This is a genomic window from Affinundibacterium nitidum (assembly GCF_014284155.1).
In the GTDB taxonomy this organism is placed as follows: domain Bacteria; phylum Pseudomonadota; class Gammaproteobacteria; order Burkholderiales; family Burkholderiaceae_D; genus Undibacterium; species Undibacterium nitidum.
Genome location: NZ_JACOFZ010000001.1, coordinates 255,400 through 269,468, shown reverse-complemented (window position 1 = coordinate 269,468; position 14,069 = coordinate 255,400). Strand labels below are relative to the sequence as shown.

The following is a 14,069-nucleotide window of genomic DNA, read 5'->3' as shown; positions in this document are numbered from 1 at the left end:
TAAATGCTTCTTCCGCACACGTTATGAAAAAAATCGATCAATTCGTTCGCCAAATTCTCACATTCACGATGTTGTTGTTTGCATCGTCTTTCTGGACATTAGCGAATGGTGCGGTAACTCCAGCAACTATTTCAGCCAGCCAATCCCCAAGTCGTCTAATCGCCGGACAGCCGTTCTCCTTACGATGGAGTGCGACGAATATGTCGACTACCCAAGGCGGTGTCTATTCTTGTTCATCGAGTGACGGAGCTTATTCAGGCGCACAGCTTTTTTCCGGCACGAGTGGCACATTTAGTTTGACATCAGACGCATCATGGGCTGGCAAAACTTCAAGCTGTGCATTCTATGCTTGGTATACAGACGGATCATCGGTTGCGGTGGCTTACCTCACGCTTTCATTTAATGCTGGTACAGTTGCTTTAACACCTCCATCACTCAGCCTGAGCTGTGGCAGTAGCTCTTCTACTGCACCTTCGGCTGCTTCAACAATCTGTAGTATGAGTAACTCGGGCCAAACCGCAGCATCTGGCATTAGCTATTCTGGTCCAGGTGGTACAACCGTGACAGGTCCTTCAAGCTGCGCCGCTAACAGCACATGCAGCAATGTGACAGTCCGTTCAGTGACCTCTGCTGGCAACTACGCCGGCACGGTGAGCGCAACGCCGAGTGCAGGTTCAGGCGGCTCTTCAAGCGTAAGCCTCACTGTTAATTCTCCAGCTCCATCAGCTCCTACCATTTCTGTGTCGCGAAGTATGGCGCCACTGGTGGCGGGTAAAAGCTATACGACGACTTGGTCCACAACAAATGCAACTTCTGTTTCTTTTACTTGTACAGCGAGCGGTACGGGTTTCGCTGGGTCGGCTTCTGTTAGTCCCGTCAGTGGCACTGCTGCTCCTAACGTCGCACCTTCAGCGTGGGTCGGGTATCCATCGACCTGCACGTGGACTGCATCCGGTCCAGGTGGTAGCACAGACTTAGTGGAGGGATTTACGACGGTCGCTGGAGTTACGCCGGCAGCTCTAAGTCTGACCGGTTGTTCTAATAATTCTGGGACAGTCACTCCAAACGCCGCATCGATGACCTGTAATTTGAATAATACGGGCGGAACCGCAGCGAGCGGCATTACATATGGCAGTATCGCGGGCATGGATGTTAGTGGTCCAACCGGTAGCTGTGCGGCGAGTAGCACCTGCGGCCAAGTTATTGTGACGACTGGTACGGCAGCTGGTTCCTACACCGGAACATTATCTGTTACCGCCAGCGGCGGTATTAGTGCTTCGAAAGCGGTCAATCTATTGGTCAATGCACCAGCAGCAGCCTTGAGCCTATCTGGCTGTAGCGTCAATAGCCCGACTACTTCACCGTCAGCGGCGAGCATGAGCTGCTCACTGAGTAATTCCGGTGGCACTCCGATCAGCAGTATTTCTTATTCTGCCTTAACTGGTATGACTGTATCGGGCCCGACTGGTAGCTGCGCGGCGTATAGCACTTGTGGTGCGGTAAATATCACGACCGGTTCTGCGGCAAATCTTTACAACGGCACGCTAACAATTACACCTAACACCGGCTCCGGAACATCCACTGCAGTCAATCTGCAGGTGACGAATAAAGCCGTCTTGCAATTCAGCGGATGTTCAATCAATAGTCCAAGTAACAGTCCTTCACCAGCATCAATGACTTGTACCTTGTCGAATGCTGGTTTGGTCGACATCACAAAAATCGCTTATTCGGCATTAACCGGCATGACCGTAACTGGTCCGAAGGGTTTATGTGAATCAGGTTCTGATTGCGGCACTGTTACCATCACTACAGGCACAGGCCAAGGCACTTATACAGGTACTTTGACAGCGACATCTACGCCAAATACGGGAAGTAATGCCTCGATTGGCATTAATCTGGTGGTGTCGCCACCATTGACCCCAGCGGCCTTGAGTTTTGCGAGTTGTACCAGCAATGACTCGACCAATGCGCCGAATCCTGCAACAACCCAGTGCATGTTAAAAAACACGGGGCAAACTGCCGTTAGCAGTATTTCTTATACGAGCTTTGCAGGTGTCAATGTCAGTGGCCCAACTGGTGCCTGTGCTGGTGGTAGCAATTGCGGTCAAGTAACTGTAACAACGGATGCTAGCGCTGGCAATTATAGTGGCACCATTAGCGCATCGCCTGATACTGGCTCAGGAGCTTCGAAATCGATCAATTTGACCGTGATTGAACGGGCTAATTTGGAGCTCTTTAACTGCCAAGTGAACTCGCCAACTATTGAGCCGATTAAAGCCACTCGTCAATGTGATTTGCGAAATTTAGGTGGCGTAGCAAGTACGGTAAATCATGCGGTTACTGGTGGGATGACCGTAACTGGACCAAATTCATGTGCGGCACACAGCGCAAACTGCGGTAAGGTTTCAATCAGCACTCCTGATGTTGCAGGGTTTTACAGTGGTACTTATACATCAAGTACGCCTAATGGTACCGGTCAAGACATGCCGGTTAGCTTGAGCGTGCAAAAGAGCCCACCGACCGGCACGTTAGCGCGAACATCTCCTGCTGATGCAAAACTTACGACCGGCCAGAGCTTTACTCTGACATGGACTTTGCAGAACGCAACGGATGCGACCCTCGTTTGTACTGACGGCATTACCAACTATGACCAGGCTTCAGTGAATAGTGTAGGCGGAAGCAGAGTGTTGGTAGCTCGTAATGAATGGGCGAATAAAAACATATCGTGTTCGTTGCAGGCGAACGGCGTTGGTGGAGCATCGTCAATTCCATCCGTGTCCTTCGATGTGATTGCGCCAAAGCCAACGATTAATGTGAGTCAAACACCTAATGCGTTGCTCGCAGGGCAAAGTTATACGGTAACTTGGGCGACGACAAACGCGACCTCACTCTCTTATTCCTGTTCTGCTGCTGGATCTGGTTTTGCTGCTAGTGCGAACGTTACACCGTTAAATGGAACTTCGGCACCAGCAGTTGCCCAAGCAGCTTGGGTTGGTTTTCCGAGCATTTGTACATGGACTGTTGTAGGGCCGGGCGGTAGCAGTACTTTCGTGCAAGAGATGCGTACGACAAAAGAATTTTCTGTCATCGCCCAAAAACCATCTTTATCTGCAGAGATAGTTGGTGCTGGAACCGCAGCGGTGACCGCAGATGTAGTTGTAGATGGTGGCGTTGCCCCGTATTCCTATTCATGGGCTCGAACGGCAGGTTCACCTTCGTCAATATTAAATGCGCAAGTATTGAATCCAACTTTCAGTGCCAGTCTCGTTTCTGGCAGCTCAATTTCGTCAACTTGGGAATTGACGGCTTCCGATAGTCAAGGAACTCAGAAAAAAATTACTGTTCCGATTACCTTAACCTCAAATGCGCCTCCCGCAATCAGCATTACGTTTACGCCTTCTGAGATTAATGCATCAGTGTATCAATCCGGTACCGCGTCCTCACAAGCTCATGTGTTGGTTGACGGTGGACTTGCTCCATTTACCTATAGCTGGGTAAGGAAGACAGGAGCTGTGAGCTCAATTTCTGACGCTACATCGAAAGATCCAGTCTTTAGTGCTCCGCTGTCGCAACCAGACCAGCTAATCGTTGAGTCGTGGCAAGTCACAGTGACAGACTCACTTGGTAGCCAAAAGATGGCAACTCTTGCCACTAATTTCCGATCGATGCCGGAACTTGTCGTTCAGATGACGCCAAACATTGCGTCGGCAACAATTTCGGGGGCTGGAAAAGCAAGCACTTCTTTATTGGCAAAAGTAAGTTTCGGACTTGCGCCTTATAGCGTAAATTGGAACCGTGTTTCTGGCAGTAAGATAAATGTAAGTCCGATGAGCCTCGCCAATGGCTATTACAACGCTGATTTTACAGCGGACTTAGCTGCGGGTCAGAGTGTTACCGAGGAGTTTGATTTTGAAGTAACAGATGCTGCTGGCATTAAGCGCTCGCAACGTGCAATTGTGACGCTAAGCGCTATTGAGCCAGTTCTCAGTTTGTCGGCGAAGGCAACACCTGCTGAATTGAAGCTTTACCGGAATGGTGCAGGTGCTGTTTCTGGCGCAATCAATATTAACGTCAGCAACGGCAGTGGGCCCTATCAATATTTCTGGGTTAGAAAAACAGGCACATTAGCTCAAATTTCGGATGTGAACTCAGCCGCTCCGGTTCTTAGTGCTGATTTGACTTCAGGGCAAAACGTAACGGAGTCTTGGACCGTTTCAATTTCTGACCAACTTGGTGCAAAAACAGAAGTAGAAGTACCGATCACATTTTCCTCTCTAGCGAGCGGTAGCGCTTTGTTCGGCATTGTTAGCCCGTCTCAAGCGGAAGGTATCGTGGTTGGCTCGGGCACTGCTGTTGCAAGTGTGAATGTAAGCGCTTTCGGAGGTGTTGCGCCTTACCATTATCAGTGGTTACGCGTTGGCGGTACGCACTATTGGAATCCTGCGGAAGCAAATAAACTAAGTACGATCTCAAGTACTACCTCAGCGACGCCAAATTTTAGCCTTCAATTAGAAGCTAACGAAGTTTCTCGCGAAGTGTGGCAAGTTACTGTATATGACGCCCAAGGCGCATCAAAAATTATTTTCGTCGATTTGTACTTCAAGTCAGTTCCACCTTTGGGATTGATAATTCCATCGACCGTAAAGTCGAGTCGCGATGGAGCCGGTGAAATCGTAGCATTGGTGAAAATGAAGGCTGAGCTAGGCAAAGCCCCTTATTCCTACAATTGGGTGGGAATCAATAATTCACGTATTCAGTTCATCGGTGCATTCCAAGATGGCGATTTCAGCGTGGGCCAATTTAAGGCGACTTTGGCTGAAGGTGAAACTCTCTCCGATCTTTTCCGCGGCGAAGTTGTTGATGCGACTGGAAATAACGTCTCAGGGGTTGTAACGGTTACTTTGACCGCGAACCCAGTGTTGACTGTGAGCGTTACCCCGAAACTGTTGACAGCTAAGCGAAGAGGTCAAGGGGGCGTTAATGCGTCCGCACAAGCGTTAGTGACAGGAGGTATGCCACCTTACTCCTATCAATGGATTGCACCTGCAGTCAAGCAGAGTTCAATAAGTGCGCTTGATACAGCATCCCCAAATTTTAGCGCGACATTGACTTCTGGCCAAACGGTCAGTGAATACTGGCGTTTGAGTGTAAAGGATAGCTCAGGTACTTCAAAGGCTGTAGACGTCGAGCTGAACTTTAGTTCTGAATATGTAGCGAAACCAACTATCGGTGTTACGAAAACTGTAAATCCCTTAGTAGTTGGGGTGCCGTTTGTTATGCGTTGGAATAGCACAGACGCAAATTCTGTTTCTTATTCATGTGTTGCTGGTGACGGAGGGTTTACTGACTCAGGATCCTTCACCACGGGTAGCGGTGAGACTCAAACTTTTACGCCAACTGCAGCATGGGTAAATAGCCCAAGTACTTGTACATGGACCGCGATAGGTGACGGTGGTCGAACCACGTTCAGTGATGTATTGACGACACAAACCGAGCCGCCGATTGGAAATTTGGTGTTTGATAAATGCGAGATTAGATCTCCCCGTCCTTCTCCACAGCAGGCCACGCAAAGTTGCACTCTGCGTAATAGCGGCGGAACTGATATCAGCACAATTTCCTATGTCGGATTTAATGGCGTACAAGTGACTGGCCCATCTTCATGTGCGAAGTATTCTAAGAACTGCGGTCAAGTTCTCATTAAGACTGACGTAGCAATTGGAGGATATGTGGGTACGGTTGCGGTCACGCCAGATGTTGGTAGTGCCTTAGCTATTCCAGTTAACTTGCAGGTTGTAAGTAGTCTCCCAGTCAGTTTCAACCTGACTGCGACACCGCAACTTAGTTACGTAAGCTCGGGTGCAGACGCGACCGTAAAATTATCAGCAATGGCAATCCAAGAGAGTGGACTCGTTTCAAAACTTGAGTTACTTCGTGATATAGGTGGAGGATATGTTGAGCCAGCACTTAATGTTGTCAGTGGCGATAATTCGAAACTAGCGTTTGAATACAATGCTAGTCAAGGAATCGGGCTGGCTCGATACAAACTACGAGCGACCGATTTGTATGGTGTCACCTCGGAATCTAAGGCGTTACTGACAAACGTACTAGATTCTAGGCTGTTAGGTGAAGTCAGCGGCGTACGAATCAATAAAGCAGGATTGCCAGAGCTATTCGGCTGGACGTGTAAGATCGGAACCAGCAGCTCGTTAACGTATGAAGTTTTCGTCGATGCGCCTAGCATATTTGGCGGAGTGTCAGTGGCCGTCGGGGTTGCCGATGTGTCGACTGAGTTTAGAAACTCTGAAATTCAGAGTGCTTGTCAAACGCCCGAAGCGTCGCATCATTTCGTCGTCGACCTAAGTAATTTGTATCTCGCATACGCAGGAAAGCCTTTATTCGTAGAAGTGCAAACGAATTCAGGAAAAATTTCCGGACTCCTTCCTTGTGCAGCTGTTAGTTGCACAATGCCTGACGGATTGCGTATCGCGTTAATTCAGCCAAGCAATACGAACACTGACCGCCTTACAGGGCCCGCGTATGTATTTATGAACGCAAAAGTGGAGAACCTCGTTGGGCAGGCTGATGATATTTCCTTTAATGTAAATGGTGAGTGGATTCCTGGTAAGCCTGACGTGCTTGCTGGTACATACTTTGCAGCGAAAGAAAATTTACCATCGAAGACTACGCCTTATCCGATTTCGGTCAGAGTACGTAAAGGTGATATGACGGTCTATTCGGCCGAGAACTTACTCTCGATTGATGCCGCGAACATGGATGTCTCTTTGAGTGTCTTGACACCTGTGAATAATATGACCGCGCCAGTGGGCGTTGCGATGAATTTATCCGCCAAGGTCGTGGTTGCCAGTGAAAGTACAGCTAAAGTTCGTGCCGTTAAATTCTTGTTCAATGGGGCGGTTGTTGCAGAAGGTGTCGATGCAGGAAATGGAATATGGAATGCTTCTTGGGTCCCGTTGCTTGCACGTTCCGCGCGTTTCTCAGCGATAGCCTTCGACGAGCGAGGTATTTCGCTGAATACTTCACCAGCGAGCATGGTCACTATCACGAATGGAAAGGGTCTCGTAGCAGCTTCGCCTGTCCCAGTTCCAATTACCATCACCCCGCCGTATCTAGGCAATCCAGACGCAGGTAGTTTGCCAGGTGGCCTTGGAGTTGATAAAAATGGTTCTGCTACCTATAGCATTCCACTCGCGGTTCCACCGGGTGTTAATGGTATGGTGCCAAGTTTGAGTTTGAACTATAGCAGTGACAACACAACAGGTTCGGCAGGTTTGGGCTGGAGCTTGGGTGGTATTTCGAATATCGATCGTTGCGGCCGTGTCTTCGCTACTGACGGTGTTGCGGATGGCGTGCGTTATCCAGTCAATGTGCAGTTAAATCCTTTGGACAATGCAACAGTCGTTCAAAAGAATGATCGTTTATGCTTAGATGGTCAACGTTTGATTCTAATCAATGGTAATAGCAGCGATGGCGACGCGTATTGGGCCAACGGTGCGCAATACCGCACTGAAATTGAGAGCTTTGTCACCGTCACAATGTCAATTGTCGAAGGCAAACATCAATTTAAAGTCGAAGGTAAAGATGGTCAGGTAATGACCTATGGCGACACGATTGATAGCTATGTGGCTGGCGTAGGTCGTGCAGATGGTTTAGCGCATCGCTGGCGTTTGTCGAAGCGCGAAGACAAAAATCATAACTATATTAGTTATTACTATTTGACTGATACCAGCACTGGCGAAAGTAAACCGAAAGCCATTCGTTGGGGCGGCAATTCAGCTGTGGGTCAAGCGCATTTCGCAAAAGTTGAATTCGATTACGAAGCACGCCCTGATATCAGAAAAGCGTATCTCGCAGGTAGCCGCAATGATGAAAACACACGTCTGACTACTATTCGAACAAGCACCGACACCACTGCCGACGGTAGTGCTGGTGTGATCGCGAATGTCTATCAATTGACATACGAAGCCACACCGAGCGCGGAAAGTGGTCGTAGTCTGTTGAAAGAAATCCGTATTTGTGACGGTAGCACAAACTGTTTACCATCGACGAAGTTTGAGTGGGGTAAGGCAGATCCTAATGCGCCGAAAGCATTCGTTGATTTAGGCGTGCGTGTAGGGCCAAACTTGTCGACGATGGTTGCAACACAGACGAACGAGCCTGTATTAGGCCACATCATCATGGGTGATTTTAATGGTGATGGCCGTACCGACATTCTTGAACGTAAGAGCGGCTCAGGCATTAACCAACACAAATTGTATGAAACATCGACTGATGGTCGTAATTGGACGGTCTCAACTCCATTCGCGCAAAATACGATAACGAACTTTACTGTCATGGAAACTGGTGATTTTGATGGTGACGGTAAACTCGACATCATCGTTGCCTACGAGCCCACGTCGGGCTCTCCGAGTGACTGGCGTTTATGCTTGGGGAAAGATCGTACTGCAAGCGGCTACAGTTGCAATACTAATTTGAGCTTCCCGGCGGATGCGTTTAGCGGCTTGTATCGCACGCCAGCTATTGCGCGTATGGTCAAAGACTTTGATGCCGATGGTAAAGACGATTTGTACTTGCGCTCAGGTCCTTATAACGTGAGTGCAAATAATACTGTTTTGGGCACTCGCTATATGTGTTTATCTACAGGCACCGGCTTTAACTGTCAATCAATAGCACCGAGTTCTCGTTATGACGTGAACTTCGGCGATGCTGTGTTGGATACCGCAAGTGCAGGAACACAGTACGCAGACTTCGATGGTGATGGTCACGTAGATCAATTGTCGTTGCGCAAATGTGTGTTCCGACGCAATCCAGTAAGTAGCAACCAAACGAATGAATGGTTCTGCGGCGATGGTGAATTGAACGGCCCAATGGTAAAAGCCTTTGGTCAACCGCAGATCGGTGGCTATTTATTCTATGGCGAATGGTTGCCATTCCTCGACTCTTATTCAACAGTCTTGATGTCAACAGCAGGCGGAACGATTACCGCTGATTTGAATGCCGATGGTTATAGCGATATGGTATTCGGGACGGCGACGATGTTAGATGGCTCTCAGCTGCCTAAGAACGCTGCTGGTCGTATCTGCTACTCCAAAGGCAATGGTGAGGCAGACTGTTTTGTTCTGCCAAAATCCAATTATTTGAATGGTAGCTTAGATCACTTGGTGATGACAGTCGCTGATTACAACGGTGATGGTATTTTGGACGTCTTACGTCCTGGCGTTGATACCTGGGGTGTCGATACGTTTAATTCGCTGCAAGTATGTCGTATTGGCCCTTCAGGCTCCACGCATCAATGTGATCCATGGACTCTGCCGAGTGGCGCCAACTTCTATGGTTGGAGCGGTGTGAAGACATTCTACGGTTTAGATCCGAGCAGTGAAAATGTCTACAGCCGTCCTCGCTCGATGTTGTCTGGTGATTTCGATGGCGATGGAAAACCAGATATTTTGACCTATCTCGGTGGTAGTGATGGTACAGCTGGAAGTACTGGCGATCGTTGGCAAATTTTGAGTGCTGCAAGCCAAGCAAAACCAGGCGAAGCGCTCGACAAGTTGATTAGCGTTACCAACGGCTTTGGCGCGCAAAGTAAAGTGGTGTATGCCGCTGCGAATGACGCCTCGGTTTATACGCCAGATGCGCAGTTACCAGAAGGCGGCGATGCAGTACAAGGCAAACGCTCACCTGTACGTCGTCAGCTCGTCAAGTCTGCAATGCAAAGCACAGGTAATGGTGCTTGGCTGCAGACCGACTATCAATATGCTGGCTTCGCTGTGGACGCGACAGGTCGTGGCAGCTTGGGCTTTGCACAAGTGACGTCGACTCAACGCGAAACAGGTATCACAAACTTAAGTTGGTATTGGCAGACTTATCCGCATACAGGCAGCGTTCGTCGTGCGCAGACACGTTCAAGCTCTGGTGTATTGTTGAGTGATTCGAGTTCAGTTCCTGATATGGTCAATATCAAACCGAATACTAGCGACTTAGCAACGACGATTTTGCCGTATACCAAATCGAGTGTGGTAAGTAAACGTGACTTGGATGGTACTTTCATTAGTACCACGACGAGTACCGTAGCGGCACCTGATGTTCGCGGAAACGTCAGCAGTACAACGACTACCACGACAGATGCTCAAGGCCAAAGTTTCATTGTGACTAAGGCTTCCGAGTACGACACTGTGGATAAAGTATGGCCAAGGTCGAACCTTAAAAAACTTACCGAGCAACGTACTGTGCCTGGTAATTTCGTGGGCGCGTCTATCGCGCGCAGCATCGATTACACCTATGATGGCCTCGATCAAGTCGCGACGGAAACAAGAGAAAAGGGTGATGCAACACTCGAAACAATCACTACTTACGGACGAAATGCTTTTGGTTTGGTGACGTCAACTCAACTCAATTACTTTGATCGCACGCAAGCATTACGCCGAAATGTGTCCGTCGCTAAAATGACATACACAAGCAACGGCCGATTCCCTGCAACGATCACCAACGCATTGAAACATACTGAAACCAAAATGTTTGATGCTCGCCATGGCGCAGTAACTAGCGTAAAGGATCCAAATGGCTTGACGACCTCCATGCAATACGATGGTTTTGGTCGCAAGACCAAACAAAGCATGCCAGATGGCACCGAGATCTACACCTACCAGAAGCAATGTGGGAACGCATGTCCGACAAACGCAGTCAATGTCTTAGTGCAAGACAGCATGCGCGGTGATATTCGCGTGGCGGTCCCGAGTCTGGTGTTTAGCGATAGCTCAGCTCACCCAGTTCGCACCGTCACGTGGGGATTCGATGGAAGAATGATCGGAAGTGAAGTGATCTATGACAGCCAAGGCAGAGCTTTCGAAACTTATCAGGCTGAATTTGTCGGCGATATGGTGGGCACGTTCATCAACAAGGATAGCGTGTTAGTTGCCCGCAATTTTTACGATGATCTCGGCCGCGTCACCAAAGTGGAGTCGACAGGTACAAGTGGCCTAGAAACGAATACTACGTCGTATCAAGGATTGACAACAATCTTAACCAACGCAAAAGGCCAAGCCAAGAAAGAAGTAAAAGATGTCTGGGGGCGTATGGCGCAAGCCATCGATGCCAAAGAAAAGCCAACGTATTTTAGGCATGATGCATTTAATAGCTTGGTACGTACCGAAGACTCATTAGGCAATGTGGTCGATATCGAGTACGACAAGCTTGGACATCGCACGAAATTGTCCGACCCCGATCTCGGTCAGACTACTTACGAGGTGGATGCCTTAGGTCGCACCGTCAAACAGGTAAGCCCGAACCAACGCAAAGCAGGAACGGCAACGGTGATGAGTTACGACGATCTCGGTCGCATGATTGCCCGTGATGAGCCGAGTTTGACTAGTCGTTGGGTCTACGATAATCAGCCAGAGCAAAGCTGTGCCGATACTCGTAGTTGTGGCAAGTTGATTGAAGCCTACACACTCAACGGTAGCAATAAAGAAAATACCGAAATGCATAGTTTCGATAGTCTGGGTCGTCCATCAGTTAGTACCCAACAACGAGATGTACTTTACACGCATACCTTAGGCTATGACACTTGGGGCCGTCTATTGAGCGAAGTTCATAAACGTGGCAGCAATACCACTAAAGTGTTTGAACGTCGCTACAACAATAACGGCTACCAGTTCCAAGTGCTGCGTGGGTTGCCGGCCCCAACTGGTGGTTATCAAGTTTTGTGGCAAGCCAATGACATGAATGCACGCATGCAGTTGCAAGCGGCCTCTCTGGGTAATGGTTTAGCTGTTAAGCGAGACTATTTCCAAGCAACAGGGTACTTGCAAAGTGCCAAGCTCCTGTACGGCACTGAAGCCAAACTCGAGGAAGCCTATACCTATGAAAAGTTAGGCAATGTGATGACGCGCATGCAGTCGTGGGCTGCTAGTCTCAACAATGAGCCGCCGCAGTTCTTTAGTGAAGGATTTAGTTACGATGTACTGAATCGTTTGGAAACCGCTACCATCAGTGGCATGCCAACACAAACCTTTACCTATGATGACATTGGTAACTTGAAGAGCAAGACGGGCGTTGGTCAAGGCACGTATGTTTATACAACACAAGGTACAGCAGGCTATGACGCAAGTACCGGTGCCAGCGTGCGTCGCCCTAATGCTGTACAAAGCATTCCAGGCATAGGCTCTTTCGTCTACGACGATAATGGTAATCTGATCAATGGTGCAGGCAAAGAAGTGAGCTGGACCAGTTTTGATATGCCCTATGTGATGAAGAAGGGCAGTGAAAACAGTACTTTCTATTATGGTGCAGATCATCAACGCGTAAAACAAACCCGTAATGGGGATGTAACGATTTATTACGCGGCTGGCATGGAAGTCGAAAACAAAGCGGGTGTATTGACCATCAAAACTTACTGGCCAGGCGGCTTAGGTGTGGAAATCGACAAACCAGATCAAGCCATAGATCTGTTGTGGACGCATTCCGACCGCATCGGTAGTGTGATCGCGATGACCGACATCGGCGGTAATTTGGTTGAGCGCTTGGCTTACGATAGCTGGGGCAAACGTCGTGCCTTGAATGGCGCAGAAGATATCGGCAATATTATCGATGGCGTCAAAGATAATAAGGGCTTTACTGGTCACGAGATGTTAGACAAGCTCGACTTGGTGCACATGAATGGTCGTATCTATGATCCGTTTGTGGCGCGCTTTATGAGCGCCGATCCGATTATTCAAGATCCTTTCCATTCGCAGTCGTATAATCGTTATACCTATGTTTGGAACAATCCGACTAATTTGACTGATCCGACTGGGTTCGTGGCGGCAGGTCGCGCAAGCGGCGCTGAACAATTCCAGTGTGCAATCACGTCCGGTTGTCAGGTTGGGGAAGATGGCTCGACCAGCCAAGTTGGTAGCCCAGACGATATTGGTGCAGAAGGGTCTAATGAGCAAGTTAGTAGTAATTCCACCGATAACAAAAACTTACTGACCAAACAAAGTGTTGTTGCACCAACTTTAACTTGGGGTAATGTATTTGACTTTGGTAAAGGTCGTCTAGAAGGAATAGTTGACGGAGCAGTTGACTCTCTCACAGGTATAGGTAGTTTGCTTGGTGATATATTCACTCTGCAGTCAGATCCGAGGAGCCAGATTGCAATGGCTCAGCGAATGGATACGCTCAGTTCTTCCTACTATACGTTCGGCCCAGCAATGCAGGAGATGGCTAGAAAACATATCATGTCAGCTAGACAGGGCAAATGGAAAGAATCTGGATATATCGAAGGAAAGGAAGAAGGGCCAAAAGGACTTGGTGTCGTAACTGGCGTGGGAGCGAGCAAGTTATTAGGAACTGTAGGAAATAGAGGTATTCCGAGAGGTAGCGTTGGTGCAATGCGCCGCCGAGAGTTCGTTGGTGCTGATTATCATGGGAAGTCGGACAATTTAAAAAAGAACCGGGGTCCAATTAACGGGCAAGATGCATTGGATGCATCAGTCCAGGTGAAATCAACATCAACACGTCGAGTTGGTGTTGATCGTGAAGCAGGTGAAATTGTCGTCTTTGATCAAACAGTTAATAATATTTTTCATGGTCATGTCCGATCATGGTCGGAGCTGACCGATCAAATGCAAAATGCTCTAAAGAATGCAAATTTAGTCGACAAGCGGGGCAGAATTATAGGGAGTGAGCAATGATTTTTCAAAGTGATACCAATTTGGATAGAGCAGATCTTAATGCTGCCTTCTTATCGAAAGACCCTCAGGTAATTTGCGATGCTTTGGTAACGATGGCATTTTATGAAGCTGATTGGAATTGGGCTCAAGAAAAATGCCTTAGCTTTTTGAAATCGTCTGACATTCAGGTCGCGGGTCTCGCCGCTACGTGTCTCGGACATATAGCCCGGATTCATCGACGCTTAGATAAAGAGAGGGTTCTAATTGCGCTTCGTGATGCAAGTTTGAATACACCATTTATTGCAGGTAAAGTTGAGGATGCATTAGATGATATTGATACTTTCATTCAAGATGATTAAGTGTAGAAAGCACCAAATAACACCAAATAAGACACCCATA

Annotated in this window: 2 protein-coding genes; both read left to right on the top strand. The window is 48.3% G+C overall.

The annotated features are described in order from the left end of the window. Window positions 1-23: 23 nt before the first annotated feature. Window positions 24-13,691 carry an RHS repeat-associated core domain-containing protein gene (locus H8K36_RS01130; protein ID WP_186915482.1) on the top strand — a complete coding sequence of 4,556 codons (13,668 nt, stop codon included), beginning with the start codon at window positions 24-26 and terminating at the stop codon, window positions 13,689-13,691. Beyond that, a complete protein-coding gene (locus H8K36_RS01125; protein ID WP_186915483.1) occupies window positions 13,688-14,029 on the top strand; it encodes a hypothetical protein in 342 nt (113 codons plus the stop codon). Before H8K36_RS01130 ends, H8K36_RS01125 begins: the two co-directional genes overlap by 4 nt. Window positions 14,030-14,069 lie beyond the last annotated feature (40 nt).